Below are 26,958 nucleotides of genomic sequence, written 5' to 3' on the forward strand. Positions count from 1 at the left end.
ATGTACGAAGCAAAATCAAAAGAAATAGTTTTAAGAAGAGTAAGAGAGGCGCTGGCTAAATCAGCGCCTTTTCTGCCTCCTACGCCTGATTTTACCTCTCCCCTGCACTCCGCTCCGTCGGAAGAGCTGTCGGTGGAGTTTGCGCAGTTGTTTATTGCCAACAGTGGCCTCTTTATTTACTGCGAATCGGAAGAAGACTTTTTTGACCAGCTGTACGCCTTTAAGCGCGAGCATAACATTCAGAACCTGTTTGTGTGGGAGCCTAACCTGAAACATATCCTTTATCATGCTGGCATTGAGCACAACGAGGGCGAGGAGAACTTCATCGCCGACCCCGAATCAGCGGGCCTCACAACCTGCGAGGCCCTGATTGCCCGCACCGGCAGCATCTTGGTAAGTTCGGCCAATGCTGGCGGCAGGCGCCTGGGCATATACCCTGCCACACACATGGTGGTGGCACGCGCCAGCCAGCTGGTACCCGACATTAAGGACGGGCTGCAAATCCTGAAAGAGAGGCACCAGGAGAGCTACCCATCTATGGTTTCGCTGGTGAGCGGGCCGAGCCGCACCGCCGATATTGAAAAAACATTGGTGCTGGGAGCCCACGGCCCCAAGCACCTGGTACTTTTCCTGATTGATGACCTTGCACAGTAGAAAGCTGGAACCAGGTAAGAAAGTATACTTTGCTTCCGATTTTCATCTGGGAGCCCCCTCTGCCGAACAGAGCAGCGCCCGCGAAAAAAAGATCGTGCGCTGGCTGGACCAGATAAAGCAGGATGCGCAGTGCATCTACCTGGTAGGCGACATTTTCGACTTCTGGTTCGAGTACCGGCATGCCATCCCGAAAGGTTTTATCCGGCTGCAGGGCAAGCTGGCCGAGCTTACGGACGCAGGCATTCCGATTTACCTCTTCACCGGCAACCACGACATGTGGATGTTCGATTACTTCCCCAGAGAACTGAACATCCCCATTATCAGGGAGCCCATTTCTACTAAAATTGGCGATAAAACTTTTTATATTGGGCACGGCGATGGGTTAGGCCCCGGCGACCATACCTACAAGCTACTGAAGCAGGTGTTTAACAACAAAGCCTGCCAGTGGCTTTTTGCGCGTGTGCACCCCAACCTGGGCATCGGGGTGGCCAATATGTGGTCGCAAAGGAGTCGCATCAACAACACAAAAAAAGATGAGGCCTTTCTGGGTGAAGATGAGTGGCTGGTGCACTACTGCAAAGAGGTGGAGGCACGGCAGCATCACGATTTCTATGTGTTCGGGCACCGCCACCTGCCCCTCGACTTACCGATAGGTGATAAAAGCCGCTATATCAACCTAGGAGAATGGGTCAATTTTTGCTCTTACGCTGTGTATGACGGAGAATCGATTACCCTCGAACATTTTGAAGCCTGACAGGCTGCTGGCGCTGCTGCTCTGCCTGCCCCTGCTGTGCGCCATGCCCGTATTGGCGCAAGACCAGCAGGAGGAACAGGTGCGGGTACCCCAGTTGCAGTATAGCCATAGCCTTGCCATCAGCTCGCCTACGGTTGCCTCAATAGACCGGAACAACAGCATTTACCTCCTCGACAAGAACCGGAACCTGACCAAACTCGACTCGCTGGGCCAGGTGCAGGTGGTCTTCTCGCCCCCATTTAAGGGCAGGCCCGCCAGCGTAGAAGCCTGGAACCCCCTGAAGGTACTCCTGTTCTACCAGGACAGGCAGGAAATCATGCTTCTCGACCGCTTCATGCGCCCTATTTCCCAAACCTCGCTTGCCGACTATGGCTATACCGGCACCATCAGAGCCGCCACCCTTTCCTCCGACGACAGCTTCTGGCTCTACAACGAGTCCGATTTTACGCTGAGCAAGCTCGACCAGCGTTTCCGCAAAGCTACCATAGAAACCTCGCTGGGACTGATCCTTGAAAAGGAGCGACTGGACGTGCGCCTGCTGCGGGAGTACCAGAACATGCTGTACATGCTTGATGCGAACGGAGGCATCTTCCTATTCGATAACCTCGGCAACTACAAGTCAAAGCTGCCCTTTACCGGCCTTACCACCTTCGGCTTCAGAGAGAACGAGCTGTATTACCTGCAAGAAGGCAAACTCCACTTTTACGACCTGTTCAAGCAGCAGATACGCAGCATCAATTTGCCAGCCGGCAAAAAATACCTCAACGCTCTGGCCGGCAAACGGCACCTCTACCTCTTCACCGATAAGGAAGTTGAGATCTACACGCTCGTGCCGTAGCTCGTCTTACCAGGAAAAACCAAATTATTCCAATCAAAAAGCCCCTCCGGAGCCTCTGCTGCTACTGCTGCTCCGAAAAGAACTTAAGCCCCACCACGCCTGCTACAATCATGAGCAGGCAGAGAATACGCATGATGTCTTTGGGCTCGCCCAGAAAAAACATGCCCAGAATAGCAGTGCCGGCCGCACCTATGCCCGTCCAGATAGCGTAGGCCGTGCCCAGCGGCAGCGTTTTCATGGCCTGGGCAAGCAATATAAAGCTGACGATCATTACAGCCACTGTTACCACACTTATCACCGGCTTTGTAAAACCTTCGCTGTATTTGAGCCCAAATGCCCAGCCTATCTCACAGATGCCAGCCAGAATCAGGTATAACCACGCTACGTTCATTGTTAGAAGTTAAATGTTAGAGTTCAGGAAGGAGGCCTGCCAAACAAAAGCGCAGCCTCCTGCGCCAGCCTTCAGACAGGCGTACCAGCCGCTAAAGTTACGAAATTAGTAAATAAGGCTTCCTGCTCACCGCCAATTACCTGAACCGGCCTACATTGCCTGCTGAACAATTATTCCAATAAAACAGGCCCTCCCGAGCTTCTGCTTCTGCTGCTCCGGTAAGTATAGCTGTCGCCTACAAACACCTCGCATCTTCAAATCTCCAAATCAGCCACATTTTCCAATCAACAACTACATCTTCTCACTTCCCGTTTACACATAGTATCATTATTCAAACAAAATATAAACTATGAAAGCAGTTGTTTTTCACAAACCCAAAGACATACGGGTAGAAACAGTAGAAGATCCGCGTATCGAAGAGTCGCGCGACGCTATTCTCCGGGTAACCTCCACCGCCATCTGCGGCTCCGACCTTCATATCTATAACGGTATGATTCCGCAGCCCACCAGCATGGTTATCGGCCATGAGTTTATGGGGATTGTAGAGGAAGTGGGCCCGGGCGTAAAAAACCTGAAAAGAGGCGACAAGGTAGTGGTGCCTTTCCCGATCTCCTGTGGTACCTGCCACTTCTGCAACATGCAGTTGCCAACGCACTGCGAAAACTCCAACCACAAAACCTATGGCCCGGAGGGGGATATCATAAAAGGCAAGGGCGCCGGAGCCGCGCTTTTTGGCTACACCGACCTGTATGGTGGCTACAGTGGCGGCCAGGCAGAACTGGTGCGCGTGCCCTATGCCGACTACGGCCCACGCATTGTTCCCGAAGGGTTCACGGATGAGCAAGTGCTTTTTCTGACAGATATATTCCCGACTGGTTGGGCTGCCATAGACTGGGCCGAGCTGAAAGGCGGTGAAACGGTGGTAGTATGGGGTTGCGGACCTGTAGGTGTGATGGCCATGAAATCGGCCTGGCTGCAGGGAGCGGGACGCGTGATCGGGGTGGATATACAGCCATACCGCCTGAACATAGCCCGCGACAGTGCCAATGCGGAAGTAATAAACGCTGCTGATGTAGACGCTGTAGAAGTGATCCGCCAGATGACGGGGGGCTATGGTGCTGATGTCTGTGTAGATGCCGTGGGCATGGAAGCCGACCGCAGCGTACTGGACAAGGCCCTGAACGTAATCCAGATGGAGAAAGGCTCTATAGATGCCCTGGAAAGCTGCCTGAGCGCCGTGCGCCGTGGTGGTACCGTAACCGTGGTGGGCGTATATGGCTCACCTTACAAGTTCCCGGTGTACAAGTGGTTCGACAAAGGCATTAAACTGATGGGCGGCCAGGCCTGGGTGCACCGCTACATCGATAACCTGATAGCACTGGTGCGGGATGGCAAAGTAGTCCTCGACGATATCATCACGCACAATGTGCCGCTCAGCGAAGCCTCCCGCATGTACGACATCTTCAACAAAAAAGAAGACAACTGCATGAAAGTGGTGCTGAAGCCGTAAAACCTATGCCTGTTTTAATAGAACAATCCTGCCGGAAGTAACTCTTGCACTTGGCTGAAGAGCTGCTCTCGGCAGGATTTTTTATGCTTTGAAAGACCGGTTATTCATAAAATTCCTAAGAAGCCTTTTTTCTTGTGCGAAAACAGCCAGGACAGCAAATCCGGTTCCTTAAAAGCATAATCCCAGCTGTTATGGTTTACGCCTGGGTACACGGTAAACTTCACATTGCCGCCAGCAGCCCGAATGGCATCTACCATTACCTGCGACTTCTCTACCGGCACAATACCATCTACTTCGCCATGAAACACCCAGAGCGGCACTTTGTTAGCATACGCTTTGGTCCCGGCCGGGTGCCCGCCGCCGCAGATCGGGAAAGCGGCTGCAAACGTCCTCGGCTCGCGGCGCAGCAGTTCAAACGTGCCCATGCCTCCCATAGATAGGCCACCCAGGAACATGCGCTTTTTATCTATCGATCCCGATTTCTCCAGATCCTGAACCAGCGCAAGCAGCGCACGCATGGCCTTGGTCGGTTCTTCTTTCTCCTCCCTGAAATTGAAAGCACGCTTGCCTTTCTCGTCGGTCACGATATTTACGTTAGACCAGTAAGAGTCCTTCGGGCACTGCGGGAACACCACAATGGCCGGGAATTGCTGACGGTACTCCGGGTTCAGGAACATTCTGGTCCTGTGCCTGCGGCGTAGGCAACCACAGCAGGGAGAGCATTGCCAACACGGTTAAAATCTTCCAAAACATTTTTACGGGTTATTACCGATGTTACTTAATACAAATTATTTGGTGGGGCCTTTACAAACCAGCAGTACCTCCTCCTGCCTGAGCAAAGCCCGCCATCCGGAAATTATTCTAATATTTTTGCCCCTCCGGAGGTCTTTGCTGCTCTTCAACGTATTTTCTAATTTCGAATGCCACCAGTTATGGACCAGGTCCTGGCGGTTGCCCTGGCAGTCGAGACCTGTACGAAGATGGCATCAGGGGGAGGTCCAAAAACTGTTTTTTTCTTATGGTTAATGATGGCTGAAGCAACTTCTCCTCTTACATACACCTGCCTGAACCCAGCTGCAAAAGCCTGTGCTCGTTTATATTACTCCTGGTTTTCCGATCAGCTATGTGAATATATGAAACTAAATTGCTCCTGCTTTTTTACAGGACACAAAATGAACGCTTGTGCGTAGTTGTAATACTACACAAGTAGGCTGATGAGGTTTTGTAGGGGTACTTCCTAGAGACGCTGCTGCGTGTGGACGAAAGCATAGGAAGGGGGCTCGCCTACCTTAAGAACGAAGGCCTCGACAAGAACACAATTGTGATCTACATGGGCGACAACGGCTTTATATTTGGCGAGCACGGCCTGATAGACAAACGCAGCGCCTATGAGCCGTCGATGCGGGTGCCGCTGCTGGTGCGTGGACCTGTTGTGGTTAAGCCAGGCATTAAAGTGCCGCAGATGGTGATGAACATCGATATTGCGCCAACCATTATGGAGATGGCCGGCATGACGACCCCGGAAAATATGCAGGGGCGCACCTTTTTCCCACTGCTGAAAGGGGAAAAGGTATCGTCCTGGCGCGGCAGGATATTTTATGAGTACTACTGAGAGTGGGCCTTTCCGCAAACGCCAACTGTTTTTGCTATCCGTACCGACCAATATAAGTATATTTACAACCGTGGCGTGTGGGACATTAACGAGCTGTACGATATCAAAGCTGATCCGGAAGAAATGAACAACCTCATTCGCAGCCCGGAGCACCAGGAGGTGGCGGGCAGGTTGAAGAAGGAGTTGTGGGATTGGCTGGAACAGACCGGAGGACTGCAGATACCTCTCAAGCCTGTACCGCACCGCCGCATCGACCTGCCGTTTAAAGGCACTTATTGAAAAAATGCCGGCGTTAGGAAGCTAATGTCCCAACCAACTTTAAAGAAAATGCCTACTCCCAGAATCGCTTATTTTTTTGCTGGTGTCGCCTTGTTTTGCTTTCCGTCCTGTCATTACGCAGGAGAAGGCACCATGGCGGCAGCAGACCGGACAACAGTTGCTGACACGACCAACCATGCCTCCTGTGCCAGCAACCTCCCCACCCGCTTTGCCACGGCTCAGGACTCAGCCGTTCTTCCTTCTAAAGAGGTGTCGCATGAGGGTATGGTCTGGATTGAGGGAGGCACATTTGGCATGGGCGCTACCGACTTGGAGGGTCGCCCGGACGAGTATCCGCAGCACCAGGTAAAGGTGAGCGGCTTCTGGATGGATGCCACAGAAGTAACCAACGCGCAGTTTGCAGCCTTTGTGGAGGCAACCGGGTATGTAACCACCGCCGAACGTGCCCCTGACTGGGAAGAGTTGAAGCTGCAGCTTCCACCGGCCACGCCCAAACCGCACGACAGTGTGCTGGTGGCCGCCTCGCTGGTATTTTCGGCTCCGGTGCAGCAGGTATCGCTACATAACCCCAGCCAGTGGTGGCGCTGGCAAAAAGGTGCCAACTGGCGACAACCCCAGGGGCCTGGCAGCAGCATAAAAGGCAAAGATAACTACCCAGTAGTACAGGTCTCCTGGGATGATGCCGTGGCTTACGCCAGATGGGCCGGAAAACGGCTGCCTACCGAAGCCGAATGGGAATATGCTGCCCGTGGTGCTGTAGCAGACAATGTGTACCCTTGGGGGAACGAAGACGTGGAGCAAGGCAAGCCCAAAGCCAATACCTGGCAAGGCACTTTCCCGGCAAAGAACTCCGGCTGGGACCAATATACAGGCCTGGCACCCGTAAAAAGTTTTGCTCCGAACAAGCATGGCCTCTACGACATGGCCGGCAATGTATGGGAATGGTGCGCCGACTGGTACGATGCCAACTATTATGAAACAGTAGAAGCAGGCGTATCAGAAAACCCCAAAGGCCCCGCCCGCAGCTACGACCCACGGGAGCCAGACAGCCCGAAGCGCGTAGTGCGCGGCGGTTCTTTTATGTGCCACAGCAGCTACTGCAAAGGTTACCGGGTTACGTCCCGCATGAGTTCAACATCAGACACCAGCCTGGAAAACACGGGCTTCCGATGTGTGGTTTCCAGGTAAATCCAGATGTTAGATATGGAGGTTATAGACAGGAGCATCAGCTACAGCAGAGCTTCCGGAGGGGCTTTTTCATTAGAAAAATTTGATTAATGTACTGGTTTTCGATTTATAGCATCTCGTAAAAAGGAGGCCCCCTATGGCTTCGGTTAAATTAGATAATACTTATAAGAGGCTACAGGGCAGATGAGGCTGTCAGGTACACCGATTCAGACAAAAAAGCCAGTAGCCATTGCCTTAGGTGCCCGTCCACAAGATCCCTGTGGGATGACAGAAAAGAATGAGCATGGTGAAAGTATGGAAGCAACTAAATACGGTTTTGCATAACATCTCTCCAAAATCTAACATCTTCAACTTATGATATTCAAAAAGCTGCTACTCGCTATCTCCCTGCTTTTGTGCTGATCAGCGCAACTCCAGGCCCAGACTACCCTAAAGGTCGCCACCTACAATATCCGCTACGATGAGGTGCGCGATACCGCCAATGCCTGGAACAAGCGCCTGCCCCACCTTACCGGCCTCGTAAAGCTCAACGACTTCGATCTTTTCGGGACGCAGGAGGGGCTGCTGCACCAGTTGCAAGACATGAACGGCCAACTCCCCGGCTACACCTATATAGGCGGAGGCCGGGACGATGGCCAGCAGACAGGCGAGTTCTCAGCAATCTTCTATAAACCAGACAAATTAAAACTGCTCAAAAACGGGGATTTCTGGCTATCCGAAACACCCGCCAAACCGGGCAAAGGCTGGGATGCCGATTACCCCCGCATTTGCACCTGGGGCCAGTTCAGAGACAATGCCAGCGGCTTTACCTTCTACCTCTTCAATGTGCATTTCGACCATCGGGGGCCAAAGGCCCTTAAAGGAGAGCGCCAAACTGATGCTGAGCAAATTAAAAGAGATCGCTGGTAAAGCACCTGTCATTTTTACAGGCGACTTTAATTTTGACCAGAACAGCCCACTCTACACCATCATCTCTTCTGCTGGTCTTGTAAAGGATGCTTATGAGCTGGCAGCGCTGAAATATGCGCCAAGCGGCACGTTCAATGGTTTTGACGCCAGGCAACTGACCAGCAACCGCATCGACTATATCTTCCTGACTTTCCACTTCAAAGTGAAGTGATACGGCATCCTGACCCACACATACGCTCAAGGCAAATTTCCTTCAGACTTTTTTCCGGTGATGGTGGACGTATTTTATAAGAAATAAACAGGAAGGCGCAGCAGTTCCGGCACCCGCACATCTCCGAAGGTAAGGCACATTAGGTAGCCTAGCAAGTTAATAGAAGTGGCGTAATTTTATTGGTATTGATGATTAAACCGGGAAGCCGCATAGTATAACCATGGCCGATCAAACCCCGGCATCCGATTTCAGGGTGGGTAAAACGCTTTTTTCATGAATCTATTGGCCCGACAAAGGCAACCACTTCACAACTTTACCTATTTGAGACAATAGGAAGAGCGTTAAATATATTATGCCTGATGCTGTTGCAAAAAAGGCCTGCAGTATTGCGATTCAGGTATAAAACGCAATACTGCGGGCCTTTTTTGTATCAGAAATTCTAAACCGGCTAGAGCAGGTTTTTCTTCACATACCCAAAGCTCTGGTTTATGCTCTTGAAAGGGTCCATGGCAAAGTTTTCCTGCTCCACAAAAATATGCTTCACCCCGGATAGGCTGGCCTGGCTGAAGATTTTTTTAAAATTTACAGTGCCGCTGCCCACTTCTGTGTTTAGCTTCGGATTGGCTTTGTCCATGTCTTTTACATGCCACATCACAAACCGGCCGGGATTTGCCTTAAACATATCTACCGGCTCCAAGCCTGCCCTTACCACCCAATAAAGGTCGAGCTCAAACTGCACCAGGTCCTTGTCTGTTTCTTTGAGCAGAATATCGTAGCCGGTGGTGTTGCCGTGTTTGGCAAACTCGAAGTCGTGGTTGTGGTAAGCCAGCACAAGTCCGGCCTTTTTACATGCCTCAGCCGCTGTGTTTAATCTTTGGGCAATGCGTTGATAATCGGAGGCGCTCTGCCGCAGCTTATCGCCCAGGTAAGGCACTACGATGTATTTCATATCGATAGCCTTGGCGGCCTCTATATAGGTTTTCAAGTCATCGTCTTTGCCCGCTCCTATGTAGTCATCAAACCCGAAATGGCCGCTGGGCGCTGTCAGTTTGTTTGCCTTCAGTAATTGATAGAAAGCCTTCGGCTCAAGACCCCAGAATTTGTTTTGCAAGGAATAGCCATAGGTTTCTACCTCAGCATAGCCTGCTTTGGCTACTTTGTCAATCACGCCCTTCACATCTTTGCTTATCTGATCGCGCAGCGTGTAAAGCTGAATGCCTACTTTCTGGGTTGGCTTAGCTAACAGCTCGCTTGGCAAAACCAATGCACCAGCAGTAAGAAGTGCAGCCTGTTGTAAAAATGTTCGTCGGGTAGTCATGTGCCTTTTTCAGTTAAGAATTAAGTTGAAAGAAATAATATATGCTGCTGGCCTTCCACCACTTCTAATTATCAATTTCTGATCAGGACAGATCTTACACATCGCAGATCTGAACTGCTTTCCGGAGCGACGCCAGCTTATCGGGTTGCTTCGGAATAAACTCCTGTGCCACATAACCTTTAAAGCCGGTTTCATGGATGGCTTTCATGATGGCCGGATAATACAGCTCCTGCGACTCGTCTATCTCGTTACGGCCCGGCACACCGGCCGTGTGGTAATGGGCAATGTACTGGTGGTTGTCCCGGATGGTTCGGATCACATCGCCTTCGTCTATCTGCATATGATAGATGTCGTAGAGGAGCTTAAAGTTCTCAGAGGCCAGCCGCTTCGCCAACTCCACGCCCCAGGGAGTACTATCGCATTGGTAATCTTTGTGGTCTACCTTGCTGTTGAGCAGTTCCATCACTAGGATTACGTTGTGCTTCTCGGCCAGCGGCAGAATCTTTTTCAGGCCCTCGATGCAGTTTTTCAGGCCGGTTTCGTCGTCCATGCCACGGCGGTTGCCACTAAAGCAGATCAGGTTCTTGTAGCCTGCTTTTGCCACCTGCGGAATCATGTCGGTGTAATTTTTAAGCAGGGTGGCGTGGTTTTTTGGTTCGTTCCAGCCATCTACCAGGCTAATCTCGGCTCCGTTGCACATGGTAGATTCCAGCCCATGCTTTTTCAGCACCGGCCAGTCTTTGGGGCCTACCAGGTCGATGCCCTTTATGCCCATTCCCTTTGCCGCCACACACAACTCCTCCACCGACAGGTTATTAAAACACCAGCGGCAGACGGCGTGGTTAATGTTGCCTTTGGCGCGGAAAGGAGCTTCGGCGTGTTCGGCAGAAGCAGCATGAGGTAGCAGGCCAGAAGCCGTAATAGCCGCCGCTCCGGCAAGGATTCCTTTCATGGACATTCGGCGTTTAGGATCAAAAGACATATGGTAAGGTTTAACTTTCTTCTTTGGTTTGTTAAAGCTGCCTTCAACATCAAATTATTCTAATAAAAAGTGCCCTCCGGCGGTTCTGCTCCTGCTGCTGCTGCCCGAATACTTGTTCTGGCAAGTGGACTGAAGCCACAGGCCATGCAAGGCAGGTTACAGGTTAGGTATTCAGAACTTTTTTCAGCTCCGGAGAGTGAGTTGTATCTGCTCCCGGCCGTGCAGCAGGCTTGTTCTTAAAAAGAACCAGGAACAACAGCAATACAACGGCAGCTATTCCGGCTGGTATCAGCCAGATGTTTTGCCAGGCGTGGCTACCGTCTGGTAAGGCATAGCTATCCACTATCATGCCAGACAGCAGGGAGCCTATCAGCATGCCCACGCCATAGGTCGCCAGGGTGATCATACCCTGGGCGGCACTCTTAAAGCGGTCTCCAGCCAGTTTATCGGTGTAGATCTGGCCCGTTACAAAGAAGAAATCGTAGCAGATACCGTGCAGCACAATTCCCCCGATCAGCATCCAGTAGTTGGCATCGGCGTTGCCGTAGGCAAAGAGCACGTAGCGCAGCACCCACGCAAACATGCCGATGGCCAGCATTTTTTTCACGCCCAGGCGCACAAAGAAGAAAGGCATGAGCAGCATAAACAGCAACTCCGACATCTGCCCCATCGACTGCTTACCCGCTGCCGACTCCATGCCCAGTTCGTTAAGGAACGGGTTGGTAAAGTTATAATAAAACGCCAGCGGGATACAGATGGCCACAGAGGCCAGGAAGAAAGTCAGGTAAGAGCGGTTCTTCAGCAGCCCGATCGCTTCCAGCCCCAGAATGTCGCCAACTGAGGTGGAACCGCCTGCTTTTACAGGTGGTGTGTTCGGCAAGCTGAAACTAAAAATGCCCAGTATGGCAGAGGCAATGGCCGCCATCCGGAACGTCATGACCAGGTTGCCGCTCTGCTCCCAGTTCAGCCAGCCAATGGTTAAGCCTGCCACAATCCAGCCAAGCGTACCCAACACCCTGATTGGCGGAAACTCCTTGCTCGGGTCCTGCATTTGCCGGAAAGACACCGAGTTTACCAGCGCCAGCGTGGGCATGTACAAAATCATATACACCAGAATAACAGGATAAAACCCGTCGAAGCTCTCGGCCAGAGAGGCAAACCAGAGCAAGGCGGCCCCTGCCAGGTGCAGTATGGCCAGGATGCGCTGCGCCGGAAAAAAGCGGTCCGCAATCAGGCCAATAATAAAGGGCGCTACAATAGCTCCTATCGATTGAGTAAGAAAGGCCACGCCCACCTGCGTGGCAGAAGTATCGAGACTCGAGAATAAATAAGTTCCTAACGTTACGAACCAGGCTCCCCAGATAAAAAACTCCAGGAACATCATGGTCGATAATTTAAAGCGTGTTGCAGCAGTCATGTTTAATGTAGTTACTTTCTTAAATTTCTGGCAGTTAGTTAGCGCCTTAAAGTCTTTTGATCATAATGTTCCGGAACCAGACATTATCGCCGTGATCCTGCAGAGAGATTTTCCCTGATTTAAAAGTGCCCCAACCGGGCATACTGGCAAACTTGCTGCCTGCCACTAGGTTTTTCCAGCTGTCGTTCCAGAGGGTGGTGACAAGTACTCTTTCGCCGTTTTGGTAAAACTCCAGTTTGCCTTTGTCGCTGATGATCTCGACCTGGTTCCACTCCCCGGCAGGTTTCACGTTTTCGGGGCTACTGGCAATCAGGTCGTAGAGGTCGCCGGCGCGGTGCTTGTGTATTTTGGCATCGGGGTGGCCGTCGTTGTCGAGCACCTGCATCTCCAGGCCGGTGCTCCAGGTGTACTCATATTTTCCGGGGTCTTCCTGCACATAAAAAATGATGCCGCTGTTCCCGTTCTCAGCAATTTTCCAGTCCAGCTTCAGGTGAAAGTTATCGAATTCCTGATCCGTTACAATGTCGCCGCCATCGCTGGTCTGCCAGTCTTTTTTGTTCGCGGCATCCAGGTGCAGGGTGCCATCCACAACCTTCCAGGCATTGCCCACTGTTTGTTTCCCGTAGGTGTGCCAGCCATCGGTGGTTTCGCCATCAAAAAGCGGCTCCCACTCTCCTGCTTCGGCTGCTGTTGTAGGTTCTTCTGGGCTGTTGTTCATGGTCGTTTCTGTTTCAGGCGACTGGCAGCTGATCAGGGCTGCCAGCAACATGACACGCAGGCTGTTTTTTATCATTGATTATACTCCTGTTTTTACCTCAGCGATAAAATATAGCGGGCCATCTCTTTGGCGTCTTCTTCTTTCAGGTCGGGGTGTGGCGTCATGGGTATTTCGCCCCAAACGCCTTTGCCGCCGGTTATTATTTTGCCAGCCAGGTAATCTACATTTTTATCGTTGAAGTCGTACTTTTTAGCCACTTCGGTATAGGAAGGCCCTACCACTTTGGTCTTTTCCTGGTGACAGGCCAGGCAGTCGGATTGCGAAATGAGCTTAGCGCCTTGTTTGTAGTTATCAGCAGGCGCTGCACCTCCGGCACTGCGGTCTATGCCTATGTTGGCCAGGTTGGTGTCTACTTCCGATTGCCGGACAGCAGCATTTACCCTTGCTCCTGCCGTGGAATCCTCCTGTCCGTTGCGGCTATAATACTCGTCACTGTCGGAGGATTTATTTTCCCCGCCACAAGCCAGCAAGAAGGCAAGGGAGCTTAAGAGCAATAAGTTATTTTTCATGTTCGTGTTCTTGTTAGATTTTAGATGCTAGATTGTAGATTTTAGATCTGGTACAGCAGAAGGCTTAACTCCTCAGAAAGGAGCTAGGAGGCATCAGCCATGTAACATAGAAATTATTCTAATGAAAAGGGCCCTCCAGAGGCTCTGTTGCTTCTGCTGCTGCACCCGGCTCTCACAGGACCTGCTCACGGTGCGAGGTCTATGGCAATATCTATGTCCTACATCCCTAATTTTAAATTTCTAATTTTGAATTTGGCGAAGCCCTAAGTTGCCCAGGCCCTATCGCCTTTTTTGTACGGGATGCAGGCATCGTACCGGCCGGGAATAGGCACATAGCGGAGCGCCTTGGTGGCCCCTAGCTCCGAGGTAAAGTAGCCGAACAGGGTCAGTTCCTTCATCATCCGGAAGTAATGGTTCGGATCTTCGGGGGCTTTTTCGCGCATGTACTTTTTCTGCTCCGCATCCAGCGCGGTCAGCAGGGTGGTGCGTTGTTGTGGGGTAAGCTCTAAGAACTTGCTGCCGAACTCATCCTTACTGGCCTTGTCCAATTCGGTTATGCCGTTCATAAACACATCCTGGTCTTCGGCAGGGTAGCAGTCCTGTACCATTACGGCCATCAGTTGCCCAACACCGGCTTCTTTTGCGCCTGGAGTACTGGTGGCTGGCAGTATGGTATCGGCTACCTCGTTCAGGAAAGCCACCTGGTCCTGGTCGAACAGGTCGTTCACCTTTGGGGACCTGGACGTGCAGGACATAAGCAGGTCGCCACCAATCATGGCGCCCCCCATCAGCAAGCCAACCGCTTTTAATGCTTCTCTTCTATCCATGTTATCTGTTTCTAAAGAGAGTTTTAAAGATTGAGTTTTTTCATCTCGCCTACGGCATGGTCTACGGCTCTTGCCGTAAGGGCCATGTAAGTAAGCGAAGGATTCTGGCAGCCACCCGAGGTCATGCAGGCTCCGTCGGTCACGTACACGTTGGGGGCATCCCATACCTGGTTATGCTGGTTCAGCACAGAGGTTTTGGGGTCGCGGCCCATGCGTGCGGTGCCCATTTCGTGTATGCCCATGCCCATGGCATAGCCGCTGTCGTGGCTTTTCACATTTTTAAGCCCTGCTATTTCCAGCATCTCCCTGGCGTCTTCCATCATATCTTTGCGCATCTTCTTCTCGTTCTCTTTTATCTCGCTGTCAATGGCCAGCACCGGAAGGCCCCATTTGTCTTTCTTGCTTTTGTCCAAGGTTACTTTATTCTCGTGGTAAGGCAAAATCTCCCCGAAGCCTGTCAGGCCCAGGGTCCACTGGCCCGGTTCGCACAGCGCGTCTTTAAAGTCGCCGCCAATGCTTAACTCGGCTATTTCGCGGCTCCAGCCTTCGCGGCCGGCATTGCCCTGGTAGCCAAAGCCCCGGATGTAGTCGCGTTTCTCGCCACCCACGTTTCTGAACCGTGGTATATAAACCCCGTTCGGACGGCGGCCATAGAAGTACTTGTCTTCATACCCCTCTGCTACACCGGAGGCTCCTGCCCGGAAGTGGTGGTCCATGAGGTTGTGGCCCAGTTCGCCGCTGCTGCTGCCCAGGCCGCCTTCCCACACATCGGTGGCCGAGTTCATCAGCACCCAGGTGGAGTTAAGGGCAGAGGCATTCAGAAAAACTACTTTGGCAAAATACTCATAGGTCTGGTTGGTTTCTGCATCAAGCACCTCCACACCTGTCGCCTTCTTAGTGTCTTTGTCGTAGAGGATTTTGGTAACGATGGAGAAGGGGCGCAGTGTCAGGTTGCCGGTGGCCATGGCAGCCGGCAGCGTGGCCGATTGCGTGCTGAAGTACCCGCCGAACTGGCAGCCCAGCCAGCACTTGTTGCGGTACTGGCAGTTGGTGCGGTTGTGGTGCGGCTGTGTAATATTTGCCACACGGCCAATGATCATACGGCGGTTGCCTTTGTAGTGCTCTTTTATGCGGGCGGCCACATCTTTCTCCACGCAGTTCAGCTCCATGGCCGGCATAAACTCTCCATCCGGCAGGTGCGGTATATTTTCTGTAGAGCCGCTCACGCCTACAAATTTCTCTACATAGCTATACCAGGGCGCAATGTCTTTGTACCGGATGGGCCAGTCGATGGCTATACCGTCTTTGGCATTGGCCTCAAAGTCCAGTTCGCTCAGGCGGTAGCTCTGCCGGCCCCAGGTCAGGGAGCGGCCGCCCACATGGTAGCCCCGGAACCAGTCGAATCGTTTTACTTCTGTGTAAGGGCTTTCTTTTTCGTTTACCCAGTAGTCCAGGTTAGTTTCGTTGAGAGGGTAGTCGCGCTTGAGCACGGGGTAATCTTCGACCATCTGCTGGGTGCGGCGGCCACGGTGATCGAACTCCCAGGGGTGCTTGTTGGCATTTACATAATCTTTTACATGTTCTATGTTGCGACCGCGCTCCAGCATAATGGTTTTCAGGCCTTTTTCGGTTAGCTCCTTTGCCGCCCATCCGCCTGAAATGCCGGAACCTATTACAATCGCATCATACCTGTTATCAGCCATAAGAGTGGTGTTAATTTATTGCAGGCTAATTATAAAGAATTCCAATTGTTCAAACAAACATTTGTAAGCATTAGTACATAAATTGTTAAAATAGTATGCATCCGATATTTGTTTTAGAGCTCCTTAAAAATATCCGGGTGCCTGGGCAGGAGGTAACCCAATAGTGCTTCGCCAAATCAGAAATTGAAAATTAAAAATTATGACGGCTAAGCCTCCCTGGGAGGTTTTTAGAAATGCCTCTTACTTAGGAAAAGAAGCATTTTAATTTAAAAGTTATGCTATGTCATCTCTCCTGAGGTCGTGATGACATAACACTCCAGGAAATAAATAGGCGAAGCACTAGCAGGTGCCCAGGAGTTTCATCAGGCCTATAAATACCGATTTACTTTAACCACAAATGTTGATTCAGTAAAGTGTTACTGTACGCTGAACCCTGCTTCCTGCACATCTCTGGAGTTGGTGCCTACAAATACCTTAAAGTCGCCGGGCTCCAGCACGTACTGCAGCTCATAGTTATAGAACCTTAAATCGTCGGGAGAGATGGTGAAGGTCACCGTTCGGGATTCTCCTTTCTTCAGGAATATTTTCTGAAAACCTTTGAGCTCTTTTACCGGCCTGGTGATAGACCCTACCAGATCCTGTATGTAGAGCTGCACCACTTCCTCGCCATCGTAGTTGCCGGTGTTGCGCACCTCTACCCGCACCTGCAGCGTTTCGTCGCGGCGCATAGTGGTTTTATCGAGCTGTGGCTGTGAATAGGTAAAGGTGGTATAGCTGAGGCCAAACCCGAATGGGTACAGCGGCTCGTTCGTAACATCGAGGTAGCGCGATTTGTACTTGTCGAGCAGTTCGCCCCCGAAAGGGCGCCCTGTGTTTTTGTGGTTGTAGAAAAGCGGCACCTGCCCCACTACCTGCGGAAAGGTGGTGGTAAGCTTGCCGGAGGGGTTGTAAAGCCCGAACAGTACATCAGCTATGGCATTGCCGCCCTGGGTGCCGGCAAACCAGGTTTCCAGAATAGCATGGGCGTTTTCTTCTTCCCATTTCAGGGCGAGCGGGCGACCATTCATCAGTACGATCACCAGGGGTTTGCCTGTTTTTTTCAGTGCCTTGAGCAGCTCGAGCTGCTGGCCTGGCAAGGTAATGTCGGCACGGCTGGCGGCCTCACCTGTCATTCCCTGCGATTCGCCTACCGCAGCCACAATCACATCGGAGTTACGGGCCACGCGCACGGCCTCCTGAATCATCGCCTCCGAGGAACGGCTGTCTATCTCCAGGTTACCACCGTGGGCGTTCAATCTTTTCAGCATCTGCTCATCGTCGGCAATATTGGCTCCTTTGGCGTAGTTGATCTTTACTTTATTGCCCACCACGTTCCGGATGCCCTGCTCCAGCGACACCGCTTGTTTCCAGTCGCCGGCGGCGCTCCAGTTGCCGATCATCTCGCGCTGTTGGTTTGCCAGCGGACCGATCAGGGCGATGGAGCCACGTTGCTTCAGGGGCAGTGCATTGTTCGTGTTTTTGAGGAGCACCATGCTTCTGCGGGCAATATCGCGGGAGGCCTCTATAAATTCCGGCTTCATGATGGTAACGGCGGGGCGGCTGTCGTCGGTGTAGCGGTAGGGGTCTTCGAACAGGCCCAGCTTGTATTTGGCTTCCAGGATGCGGCGGCAGGCAAGGTCCACTTCTGCTTCTGACACCTTACCGTCTTTCACCGACTGGCCCAGGTGCTTCAGGAACACCTCTCCTACCATGTCCATGTCTGTTCCTGCCTTAAGGGCCAGTTCGCCAGCTTCTGCCTCTGTGCCCACACCATGCGCCACCATTTCGTTTATGGCGGTATAGTCTGTTACCACAAAGCCATCGAAACCCCAGGTATCGCGGAGCAGCTCCGTCATGAGCCATTTATTGCCAGTGGCCGGTATGCCGTTTATCTCGTTAAAGGAGGTCATGACGCTGCCTACACCGGCCTCTATAGCTGCTTTGTAAGGCGGCATGTACTCGTTGTACATGCGCTGCAGGCTCATGTCGGTGGTGCCATAGTCGCGGCCGGCCTCGGCAGCTCCGTACAGGGCAAAGTGCTTCAGGCAGGCCATTACGGTATTAGGAAGCGACAGGTCATCGCCCTGGTAGCCCCGTACCATGGCTTTGGCGATCTCCGATCCGAGGTAAGGGTCTTCGCCGGCTCCTTCTGAGACTCGTCCCCAGCGGGCATCGCGGGCAAGGTCCACCATCGGCGAAAAAACCCAGTTGAGCCCATCTGCCGAGGCCTCCTCGGCAGCAATGCGAGCGCTTTGCTCTATCAGGTCCATGTCCCAACTGGTAGATAAGCCGAGCGGAATCGGGAAGATGGTGCGGTGCCCGTGAATAACGTCGTAGCCGAACAGCAGCGGGATTTTGAGGCGGGTGTTGTTGACGGCAAACTCCTGCAGTTTACGGGCAGCCACTGGCGTAAAGGTGTTGAAAACCCCTCCTACATTGCCTTTTCGAATATTTTCGTCCACGTTTTTGCTAACGACCGGCCCAGTTACATCGAAGCCAACGGCTGCCAGGTTAAGCTGCCCTATTTTCTCTTCCAGCGTCATCTGCGCCATCAGGTCCGAAATAAACCGATCCATCTCCGGGTCTTTGGATTGCCATGCCGCCTGCGCACCGGTGGCAGGGGCGGAGGTTGTTTTGGTAGTACTCTGCTCCTGCCGGTTTACATTTTGCGAGCAGCTAACAGCCAGTAAGAGCATCAGCGCCGTGCTAAGTTTTTTCATCAGCTTATGGTTTAGATTTTGCTAAATGTGGTTTAAGAGCCTTTACCCAAATGGCATAGCCCTTCTCGTTCATGTGCAGGTTGTCCTGTATAAAGATATCGGGGCGGGGTCTGCCGTTTTTCTGCAGCATGGGCTTGTACACATCTGCATAACTTGTGCCTGGCTTGTCTTTCAGGAAATGTTTTATGAGTTCGTTGGATGCTTGCATAACAGGCATATAGCGCTCACGGTCGGGACTTGGCTTTATGGATACATAGACGACAGGCACGTCGGGCAGTTCTGCCCTGATCGCCCAGAAAACATCGTCGAAACGCTCCAGCACCTCCTGCGCCCCTACCGTACCGGAGGCTATGTCGTTTTCGCCGGAGTAGATCACGATTTGCTTTGGCTTGTAGGGGAACACAATGTCTTGGAGGTAGCGCTTCAGGTCGAGCAGGTTGGAGCCCCCAAAGCCACGGTTAATGACGGTGTACTCCGGCAGCATCTGCTGCATGTTGTGCCACATCCTGAAAGAAGAACTTCCCACAAAAAGGATCGCCTGTTTCGGGGGCATCTGCACACTGTCCTGCTGCTTAAACTCCTGAATTTCGTTCCAGAAGGGGGCTTGCTGCTGTGCTTTGGCTGCAGAAAAACAGGAAAGACAAAGGGCCAGCAGGAACAGAGGCTTTAGTAGGTGTTTTGGCTTCATATTTTTTATTTTTCTGATTATTCTGCCTGAATCGACTCATGTTTTAAATTATTCCAATGAAAATGCCCCTCCTGAGCAATCTCTTTTGCTGCTGCTTGGTGTTTATCGGGCTACTTTACAAGTTTTGGTTCATTAAAAGAATCATTGTTCTTATACTTTAAAGAGATCATTGTTTTTCTTATGGCTCCACACCGGCGTCTTTCAAAACAAGACAACCGAAAGTTAAATGCAATGCAGGGATGGCGCGCTACTCAACTTTCACCGGCTTCGTTCTACCAGACGCACCGTCTGCGGCACCCCAAGTTCCACTTAGTCGTTGGGCACATCTTTGTAGTCGTTTGATTTATCTACCAGGGTTGTCCAGTTGTTACCGTCGGCAGAGCCCTCAATCAGATAGCGGTGGTAAAGGCCGCCATGTTTGCCGAAATGATTTGATTTGTAGTCGTGGAAGTTCACCTGCAGGGCATGCACCTTGCCGGGCTTCTGCAGGTCGATCTGCACCCACTGCTGGTCGCTGTTGTTTTCGGCCACCCAGAAAGTTTTCACATTCTCGTCGGTGACATGTTCCGGTTTAAACGCACCCTGAGCCGACGATGCCTTGACCGGCTTCTTGCAGGAAAGCAGCATCCAGCCCGTAAACGTTGCCTCTTTACCAGCCACTGCCGGGGCAAAGTGAGGGTAATCCCCGAAGGAAGTAGTCGAGTACATCAACCCATCTTTGTCGAAATAGGTCGGGAACATGGCCAAACGCCTTTCCCAGCCACTTCTCCGGGGCTATAAAAGTTCAGTTGTGCAGGTCGGTGGAGTGCCAGTAGCCCATGGAGCGGGTCAAGAACATATAGTACTCGCCCCGAAACTCCACCACAGCCGGGTCGGTAAGAGATATCGCGATGGGCATCGTAGATCATGAAAGTGTAATCCAGGTTGATGGGATTGCAGTACGAGCTCATCTGCGTAGTTTGTGCCTGCAGGCTTGCCGAGGCGCCCCAAAAGAGGAACCCGCAAATAGCCAGGAGGGTAGTTGCTCTTCTCATCGTTTTATATCCTTTATAGTTTAGAAAAACCTTACTCTTCTTCTGTTGCTGGAAATCCAGGATTTGTATCGAACACGCTGATGATGCCATACAAATTGATTGCAGGCCCCGCAATAGCTGAAGTAAGCCAAAGGATGAACCCGCTTTTATAGCTGCTTGCTTACTCCTGATGATGTATGGCAATTTCCACAACTTAAGCTAAGCACCAAAATCTGGCTCCCCTACATTACTACGTCACGTTTAAGACAGTTCAAAATATAAAAACAAGGCACAAACTAACTAATATTGGTATGCAGACAGGGTATAATACTGTTATCCGACAGATTCAGTTCTTAGAAATATAGCAGCTGCAGCAAGGGGCCGATGAGAGGTAATGATGTGGTGAAAAAGTGCTTTTTGAACCTGTACTGAGAGGTAAAGGGAGCCCGGAAGCTGGTTAACTATAAAAATAACCGCTTTCTGATGTATAACAGGAGAGGCTACCTGTTTTGTGAAGATGTAGTGGAGGAGGCAAAGAATGCCAGGTAACAGCAGGCGAAAAACTGCAAACTCCTGATACTATAGAATTCCTTCTGATTAAATGGAAAGGCGGCCCTGCATTTACTAAAACTCCCGGCTTGCCGTAAAGGAATTAGGCACAGCTGCCTGCCATGGCCGGGAGCCATACAAGATAAGGTTCTGCCTGAGGACAGCCCCGTAGGATTAAACTAATTTTTGCATGCAAAAGACACGCGACAAGGCTGCATGCCTGCACCAGAAGACCACTAACTTTTTTCCTTTAAGATCGGCGGCAGTAGAGGAACGTCATGTTTAAACCAGCGGAGAGCGGGCACCGGTGCCCGCTCTCCGCTGGTTTAAGAAAACACTTTCTTACTGATGTTACGCACTTTGAGCAACAGCTTTCTTCAGGCAATTATTTGAATGAAAGAGGCCCTCGGGAGGCTTCTGTTGCTGTTCTACCCTGTAACGTCGTTGGTAGCCATCTGTTCTTTCAAATGATTGGATACACACGCAAACTCCAACAGCTTATGCTACAGCAGGGCTTTTTGAAGATTGGCGCTAACAGCAGTTACTTATTGAGTGGAGCGCCAACCGGAATGGCACAGTCGTGGCCGGGCTGCCCATGAGGAGGGTTAGTGCCCGGAGCTACTGCGCCCTGGCCTTGTGGCTGCGGCTTAAACTGCGGTGCAGCTGCTTTTAAATTCGGCTGCATCGGGGCGTTCAGGGGTGCTCCTTCGGGTATGTCGCAACGGTGGTTGGGCTGCCCGTGCGGCGGATTTATGGCTACCGCTGTGCCTGAGGCTGCAGCCGGATTTGGTGCACTCAGGGGCGTGGCCTGCTGTGTAGCTGCGGCAGGGGAAGCTGCTTTGCCATACTTGGTGTTTTCATTTTCAGAACAGCCTGCAAGAAACAGCACTGAGGCGAATAGAATAAGTTTCGGGAATATTGTCATGTTAAGTGGGAAAGTTAAACGCCAACTACAATTTGCTGAGCTCTTTGATGTAACCAGAAGCCAGCGGCGGCAGTAGTGGCAGAACGTCTGCAGGGGCTTTTTAATTCAAATAATTTACCGAAACACGTTCCTTCCGTTGCAAAGATACAGCACAGCAGGAGCATGATCTTAGTACCTGAGTTCACTGGCAAGCCCTGCAAGAGCAAAACCGACTCACCGTAGTACGTCATGTGCTGCACCTACCAGAAGTTAAAATTATGACAATTTCAGCAGAATGCCAAATAAGGAAGTTTGCTGGCCTCAGCCTTTCCTGGCTGGCTCCAGACCACAGCCATTTTACGTGTGTAAGATCGGATTGAAGTGCTGAGCGCCAACCACTCTACTATTCTACAGGCAAAACCCACCATAAGAGCCTCCTGCTAAAAATCCTCTCCCAGGTGTTTGCAGGATTTCAGGATTCTCGCAGCATAAGAGGTGCCCCCTCCTTAATTTCTAATTCTTAATTTGGCTTAGCCCCGGCACACCCACTTGTGTCTTAAAAAACCTCCGGATGTCCCTTTTCATTCAAATAATCTGGTTATAGCTGCTCCTGTACAGGCCCCCATCTAGCTCTTTACCCGCAGGCTCCCCGCCGGGTGGCGCAGGTGCTGCAGGCAGTAAAGAAACTCCCTGGCCGACTACCGCTCTCTGCCTTCGTTCAGGCCTGCCGGGAGCCGGCATTTATTTTTGCCGTACAAACCTTACCGGCAGGTGCGGCGGGTTAAAACCCGTTATATAGGGCCCAAAAGAGGCATAGGTATCACTGGGCAGCTGAATTATCTTAAATGCCACCGGATTTTCCTCCGCATCTGAGTTGGCGGTCCAGAGTAGGCAGTTGGCCCCTTCGCCCTGCGGGTTGCCATTAGATACCCGCAAGTTAGCCGGCACCGCGTTAAAGCCAGACTTGTTGCTGGCATAGCCGTCCAGCTTGAGCCAGCCCGTGGTAGCCATCAGCTGCCCCAAGAGCTTCTTAGACTGCAGATCCGAGCCGTCAGTTGTCTCCCATACTTCATCAAAAGCTATCCCCTGCGACTGCAGCAGGTTAAGATAATCCTGTTTAGTCGGCATGCGCCAGCCTTCAGGAATCTGGATGTCCTTCAGGTCCGCATATTTGTAGTAGGTTCCGTACTGCGGCTTTCCAGCATCTTTGATGCCGCCGGCACCTGCATAGTTCGCCGACATCCACTCCAGGTTACCGATACGCACGGTTGGATAATACTGGCTGCCAATCTGCACATAGGTTCCAGTAGCCGGGGGAGCCGCGTAGGGATCTGCCGTGCCGCCTCCCGGTGTGCCTGTGCCCCCACCCACCTTCCTGTACTTCACCGTCAGCTGCATAGTGCCATCCAGCAGCTTTGCGTTCAGGTAATTGGTGGAAGAAGAAAAGGTGGTCGCCTCCGGATTAAGCAAAACGGTGGTATAGGCCATGATGTCTTTTTTTACGATATCTGACTCCTGATAGCCTGCGTACTTGTTGCTGAAAACCCTCATCTTACCGGATTGCGCATGAAAGGTAATGGAGGCGGGGTTGCTCTTGTATTCCAGCGTGCCGGTAAGTTTGTAGAAGCGTTTCTTTTCCTCATCGCCTACATTAGAAATCTCCGTGGTATACTCTATGGCGTTTTTCCCGTTTTTGGTGAAGACCAGGGTCCTGAACTCACGGAACCCCTGCTCCCCCTGAAATGCCCCCTGCTCCCAGTTGTCAGACAAGGGGCCATCGTTATGGTCGGCAAACCAGGTGCCGACAAACTCTTCGGGAATTTCTGTGTGAGGCGAATCGGCAACTTCATCATCAACTACTTTTGGAGGATTGTCTTCTACTTCGCAGCTGCAAATACAGAAGGCGAGAAGTGCGCTGAACAACAGATTCGGGTACTGGATACTGAGCTTTTTCATTTTTCATTTGGTTTTATTTTGTTAGATAGATTTTGGAACCGGCTCCAGGCAACCTTACCTGGCCGCCCGAATATTCGACACTGTACATTATTATTACTATACACGATATCATTATTTGCAGCTCTCCAATTTATGTGCCATACAGAAAACCTTAATACCGTGCAGCCAGAGCACTAGCAGGAGGTGCGCATGTTCAGAAATGAACAGCGATGTTCGGATATGGCCAGAGAGGAGAGCACCGTGCAGGAGCCACAGCAGTGCGTACGAAGGCTGACATGGGGCTGGAAGTTGGTTCAGACAGCCTCGTTGCATCCCTGAAACAGGCTGACCTAAAACCGGCTGATTTGTAAAAACCGGCTACATTATACCACTATCATTCGGGTTCTGCGCTTTAAGTTTCCGTGCGCCGCCCCTTGATGACAGCGCACTTCGGGTGAGTCAGCAATTGGTCTGGTTGCTGCCAGGAAGGGTTAGGGGACAGACCCGGCAATAAAGGCAAACAAGTGAAGCAATAGTGGTATTAATTACCACTCTGAAAACATAAAAAGCCTGCAAAACATTAATTCGCAGGCTTTTAGCTGGCATGACACTAATTTTTGTGGCGATAATGGTTTTTGTTTAAACGTTATTCGAACGACCTTCTTCAACTGCTCTCATCTTAGCAGGTGTAGCCGCAAATAAATAAGCTATGATTCCTTAAGGCTGCTCGAAAGCCTTGCCATGAAGACCTGTCGGGATAAAATGCATATCTCATTCAGATAAAATATATGGCTGCTGGAATAACAGAAGTATCCTATTTATATCATGCTTTTCCTGTCAGCAGCATCATCAACGTCTTACAGGGCAGCAAGCCCGCCTTAAGCTATCCATTCACAACCGACCAACCAGGAAGACCCGGCGGCAGACAGAAATAGAATATTGGAGGCAATTCTTACTGCACGCTTAGTCCGCCATCAATTACCTGGGTTGTGCCGGTTATAAAACGGCTCTCGTCGCTGGCCAGAAACAAGATCAGTTGCGCGATTTCCTCAGGCTCGGCATACCTGCCCAGCGGAATGGTCTTCTCCAGCTCTGCCTTAGCTGCTTCGGCATGACCAGGCGCAAAACCCTCCTCCAGGGAACGCATCATCCGGTTATCCACCGGGGAAGGGTGCACTGAGTTCACCCTGATCTTTCGGGGGGCGGCCTCCACGGCCACGGCGCGCATAATGCCCACCACGGCGTGCTTGCTGGTGATGTAGGCACTTACATTGGGGCTGCCGTTGATCCCCGACACAGAAGAAGTGTTGATGATACTGCCGCCATCGTTCATTTGGGGCAATACGTACTTAATTCCCAGCCAGGCCCCTTTTACATTGACGGCAATCACCTTGTCAAACATCTCTTCAGGATATTCGGTTATCGGTTTCACCACCCCTTCGATGCCGGCATTGTTGAAGAACACATCGATCTTGCCGAATGCCTTGACAGTGTCCTCCACATAGCGCTTCACATTCTCTGATTTTGTCACATCAGCGGCGCTGTACTGCACATTATTACTGCCCAGCTCATCAACAGCCTTTTGCAGGGCATCTTCTTTCAGATCGACCAGCATCACCTTGGCCCCTTCCTCCAGAAACAGCCTTGCTGTAGTTACTCCGATACTGCCCGCACCACCTGTGATGATGGTTACTTTGTCTTGTAGCTTTTTCATAGCCTCTTCTATCTTATGTGAGAAATATGTTACCGAAAAACCATATACATCATATTGAATATCAACTCCTTAAACTTATTAAATACCTACCTGTACAGCGTTGAACTTTAGTACGATAATCAGTTGAATAAGGTCAGCCATAAACATCAAGATCATGCAGCGCAACCCTCTGCAGACCTTGTGCCTGTGTTTTTGGGGAGAACATGCAGATAGCGGCCATGGGTGGGTGGCGATCAATCAGTGGAAAAGCGACAGCATTTCGCTGGCAGGGTGGAAGTGAACCGGCGTGGCAGAGAAGCTGCCGGATGCGGCAAAATTTGATGGCGTATTTCTACCCAAGCTCACTGATGCTTTCTTTAGATGGTTTATGCTTCATCTCCGTCGACTTTGTGGCCGCTTGTGGCAGAACCAGGGTAATTAATATTATAAGGGAATACAAAAGACGAAAACCATCCGCATACCTGTATACCTTACTAGCCGTATACCTTACCAGTGACACAGGTGGGCTGCTTGTTTGTGCAGGACATGTTCAGTACGGGAGCCGTAATTTCGGACGAATAATTTTCCGGGATCAGAACCTATCGGGAGGATTGGAATAATAAGATATAAGACAATGGCCGCCTGCCTCCCCCTGCGTCCTGATACAGGGAGCTACATAGCTTAGGCAACGAGCCGATAAAAAAAAACAAGATGGACTTACAGTTAAAAGGCAAAACAGCACTGGTTACCGGCTCTACAGGCGGAATAGGCTATGCGATTGCGCTGGGCTTATTAAAAGAAGGCGCAAAAGTGTACATCAACGGTCGCACAGAAGAGCGGATACACCAGGCTATTCAGCGCCTGAAAAGCCTGGTTCCTGATGCGGAGGTAAAAGGCATCGCAGCAGATTTCTCTAAGGTAGAAGAAGTAGAAGCCCTGATAGCGGAATTGCCGGCAGTTGATATTCTGGTAAACAATGTAGGAATCTATGGTGACCGCCCCTTTGAGTCGACAGATGACCGGCAATGGTTTTTTGACTTCGAGGTAAACGTGATGAGCGGTGTCCGGCTTTCGCGCCATTATGTGGCGGCCATGAAAAAGAAAAACTGGGGTCGGATCATTTTCATTTCGAGCGAATCGGCCATCAACATCCCCGAGGATATGATCACGTACGGCGTCACCAAAACAGCCTACCTGGGCTTGAGCAGGGGGTTGGCTAAATACCTGAAGGGGACCAACATCACCGTGAACGCCGTACTCCCAGGGCCCACTGTTGCCGAAGGAGGAGGAATGTTCGGGGAAATAGCCAGGAAAAAGGGCATAACCGTGGAAGAAGCCCAACTAGCTTTCCTAAAGGAGAAGCGTAATTCCTCTATCATTCGGCGTTTTGCTGAGGCCGAGGAAGTGGCCAACCTGGTGGTGTACGTAGCTAGCCCGCTTTCCTCTGCCACCACAGGAGCCGCCCTGCGTGCCGACGGTGGCGTAGTCGATGCTGCCTTCTAACGCTTCATGTATCGCAGAAATTTAGGATTACCGG

The 26,958-nt window shown here is 51.3% G+C and carries 23 protein-coding genes and 1 pseudogene; 9 read left to right on the forward strand and 15 right to left on the reverse strand.

Going from position 1 to position 26,958, the window contains the following annotated elements:
- The 3 genes from FJM74_RS02890 to FJM74_RS02900 are packed head-to-tail and all read left to right on the forward strand — an operon-like array spanning position 1 to position 2,246.
- Complete coding sequence (locus FJM74_RS02890; RefSeq protein ID WP_187261058.1) at positions 1 to 654, forward strand: LutC/YkgG family protein; 654 nt, start codon at positions 1 to 3, stop codon at positions 652 to 654.
- Positions 638 to 1,408 (forward strand): UDP-2,3-diacylglucosamine diphosphatase, encoded by a 771-nt coding sequence (locus FJM74_RS02895; RefSeq protein ID WP_187261059.1) that lies wholly within the window; start codon positions 638 to 640, stop codon positions 1,406 to 1,408. Before FJM74_RS02890 ends, FJM74_RS02895 begins: the two co-directional genes overlap by 17 nt.
- Complete coding sequence (locus FJM74_RS02900) at positions 1,398 to 2,246, forward strand: hypothetical protein (RefSeq protein ID WP_241738919.1); 849 nt, start codon at positions 1,398 to 1,400, stop codon at positions 2,244 to 2,246. The genes FJM74_RS02895 and FJM74_RS02900 overlap by 11 nt, the downstream gene beginning before the upstream one ends.
- A 61-nt stretch (positions 2,247 to 2,307) precedes the next feature.
- Here FJM74_RS02900 and FJM74_RS02905 read toward each other — a convergent pair whose 3' ends face one another.
- Positions 2,308 to 2,637 (reverse strand): DMT family transporter, encoded by a 330-nt coding sequence (locus FJM74_RS02905; protein WP_187261060.1) that lies wholly within the window; start codon positions 2,635 to 2,637, stop codon positions 2,308 to 2,310.
- Positions 2,638 to 2,986: 349 nt separating this feature from the next.
- Here FJM74_RS02905 and FJM74_RS02910 point away from each other — a divergent pair, with 349 nt between their 5' ends.
- A complete protein-coding gene (locus tag FJM74_RS02910; RefSeq protein ID WP_187261061.1) occupies positions 2,987 to 4,147 on the forward strand; it encodes a zinc-dependent alcohol dehydrogenase in 1,161 nt (386 codons plus the stop codon).
- 104 nt (positions 4,148 to 4,251) lie between these two features.
- On the opposite strand, the gene FJM74_RS02915 is transcribed toward FJM74_RS02910, so the two are convergent.
- Positions 4,252 to 4,824 (reverse strand): carboxylesterase family protein, encoded by a 573-nt coding sequence (locus FJM74_RS02915; RefSeq protein ID WP_187261062.1) that lies wholly within the window; start codon positions 4,822 to 4,824, stop codon positions 4,252 to 4,254.
- A 572-nt stretch (positions 4,825 to 5,396) separates the two neighbouring features.
- On the opposite strand from FJM74_RS02915, the pseudogene FJM74_RS22730 reads away from it, so the two are divergent.
- The 4 genes and pseudogenes from FJM74_RS22730 (at position 5,397) to FJM74_RS22165 (ending at position 8,346) form a co-directional block, all read left to right on the forward strand.
- A pseudogene (locus FJM74_RS22730) lies at positions 5,397 to 6,038 on the forward strand (sulfatase/phosphatase domain-containing protein).
- 48 nt (positions 6,039 to 6,086) lie between these two features.
- Positions 6,087 to 7,226, forward strand: a complete 1,140-nt coding sequence (locus tag FJM74_RS02925) for a formylglycine-generating enzyme family protein (RefSeq protein ID WP_241738920.1) — start codon at positions 6,087 to 6,089, stop codon at positions 7,224 to 7,226.
- Between the two features lie 465 nt (positions 7,227 to 7,691).
- Positions 7,692 to 8,135: an exonuclease/endonuclease/phosphatase family protein gene (locus FJM74_RS22160; RefSeq protein WP_206683991.1), complete on the forward strand. Its 444-nt coding sequence runs from the start codon at positions 7,692 to 7,694 to the stop codon at positions 8,133 to 8,135.
- Positions 8,104 to 8,346: an endonuclease/exonuclease/phosphatase family protein gene (locus tag FJM74_RS22165; RefSeq protein ID WP_206683992.1), complete on the forward strand. Its 243-nt coding sequence runs from the start codon at positions 8,104 to 8,106 to the stop codon at positions 8,344 to 8,346. Before FJM74_RS22160 ends, FJM74_RS22165 begins: the two co-directional genes overlap by 32 nt.
- 448 nt (positions 8,347 to 8,794) lie before the next feature.
- Here the strand turns inward: FJM74_RS22165 and FJM74_RS02935 are convergent, their stop codons facing one another.
- The 13 genes from FJM74_RS02935 to FJM74_RS02995 all read right to left on the reverse strand — a co-directional run bounded on the left by FJM74_RS02935 (position 8,795) and on the right by FJM74_RS02995 (position 25,442).
- A complete protein-coding gene (locus tag FJM74_RS02935) occupies positions 8,795 to 9,664 on the reverse strand; it encodes a sugar phosphate isomerase/epimerase family protein (RefSeq protein WP_187261063.1) in 870 nt (289 codons plus the stop codon).
- Between the two features lie 94 nt (positions 9,665 to 9,758).
- Complete coding sequence (locus FJM74_RS02940) at positions 9,759 to 10,616, reverse strand: hydroxypyruvate isomerase family protein (protein WP_241738921.1); 858 nt, start codon at positions 10,614 to 10,616, stop codon at positions 9,759 to 9,761.
- A 193-nt stretch (positions 10,617 to 10,809) separates the two neighbouring features.
- A complete protein-coding gene (locus tag FJM74_RS02945) occupies positions 10,810 to 12,063 on the reverse strand; it encodes a nucleoside permease (protein WP_187261065.1) in 1,254 nt (417 codons plus the stop codon).
- Between the two features lie 46 nt (positions 12,064 to 12,109).
- A complete protein-coding gene (locus FJM74_RS02950) occupies positions 12,110 to 12,856 on the reverse strand; it encodes a 3-keto-disaccharide hydrolase (RefSeq protein ID WP_187261066.1) in 747 nt (248 codons plus the stop codon).
- A gap of 17 nt (positions 12,857 to 12,873) precedes the next feature.
- Positions 12,874 to 13,350: a c-type cytochrome gene (locus FJM74_RS02955; protein WP_187261067.1), complete on the reverse strand. Its 477-nt coding sequence runs from the start codon at positions 13,348 to 13,350 to the stop codon at positions 12,874 to 12,876.
- A gap of 263 nt (positions 13,351 to 13,613) precedes the next feature.
- Positions 13,614 to 14,177, reverse strand: a complete 564-nt coding sequence (locus tag FJM74_RS02960) for a gluconate 2-dehydrogenase subunit 3 family protein (protein WP_187261068.1) — start codon at positions 14,175 to 14,177, stop codon at positions 13,614 to 13,616.
- A 23-nt stretch (positions 14,178 to 14,200) separates the two neighbouring features.
- The gene (locus FJM74_RS02965; protein ID WP_187261069.1) at positions 14,201 to 15,880 is read right to left on the reverse strand and encodes a GMC oxidoreductase; all 1,680 of its coding nucleotides are present in this window, start codon (positions 15,878 to 15,880) and stop codon (positions 14,201 to 14,203) included.
- 416 nt (positions 15,881 to 16,296) lie between these two features.
- Positions 16,297 to 18,639 (reverse strand): beta-glucosidase BglX, encoded by a 2,343-nt coding sequence (gene bglX, locus FJM74_RS02970; RefSeq protein ID WP_187261070.1) that lies wholly within the window; start codon positions 18,637 to 18,639, stop codon positions 16,297 to 16,299.
- Positions 18,640 to 18,643: 4 nt separating this feature from the next.
- The gene (locus FJM74_RS02975; protein ID WP_187261071.1) at positions 18,644 to 19,327 is read right to left on the reverse strand and encodes a GDSL-type esterase/lipase family protein; all 684 of its coding nucleotides are present in this window, start codon (positions 19,325 to 19,327) and stop codon (positions 18,644 to 18,646) included.
- A gap of 309 nt (positions 19,328 to 19,636) precedes the next feature.
- On the reverse strand, positions 19,637 to 20,068 hold the full coding sequence (locus tag FJM74_RS22170) for a discoidin domain-containing protein (protein ID WP_206683993.1): 432 nt from the start codon (positions 20,066 to 20,068) through the stop codon (positions 19,637 to 19,639).
- A gap of 1,362 nt (positions 20,069 to 21,430) precedes the next feature.
- Complete coding sequence (locus FJM74_RS02985) at positions 21,431 to 21,814, reverse strand: hypothetical protein (RefSeq protein WP_187261072.1); 384 nt, start codon at positions 21,812 to 21,814, stop codon at positions 21,431 to 21,433.
- A 720-nt stretch (positions 21,815 to 22,534) separates the two neighbouring features.
- Entirely contained in the window at positions 22,535 to 23,749 is a 1,215-nt protein-coding gene (locus tag FJM74_RS02990; RefSeq protein WP_187261073.1) for an FISUMP domain-containing protein, read from the reverse strand.
- Positions 23,750 to 24,680: 931 nt separating this feature from the next.
- Positions 24,681 to 25,442 (reverse strand): SDR family NAD(P)-dependent oxidoreductase, encoded by a 762-nt coding sequence (locus FJM74_RS02995; protein ID WP_187261074.1) that lies wholly within the window; start codon positions 25,440 to 25,442, stop codon positions 24,681 to 24,683.
- A gap of 690 nt (positions 25,443 to 26,132) precedes the next feature.
- Between FJM74_RS02995 and FJM74_RS03000 the strand changes: the two genes are divergently transcribed.
- Positions 26,133 to 26,924 (forward strand): SDR family NAD(P)-dependent oxidoreductase, encoded by a 792-nt coding sequence (locus FJM74_RS03000; protein WP_187261075.1) that lies wholly within the window; start codon positions 26,133 to 26,135, stop codon positions 26,922 to 26,924.
- The last annotated feature ends 34 nt before the right edge of the window (positions 26,925 to 26,958 follow it).

The organism is Pontibacter beigongshangensis, assembly GCF_014332515.1.
Classification (GTDB): Bacteria; Bacteroidota; Bacteroidia; order Cytophagales; family Hymenobacteraceae; genus Pontibacter; species Pontibacter beigongshangensis.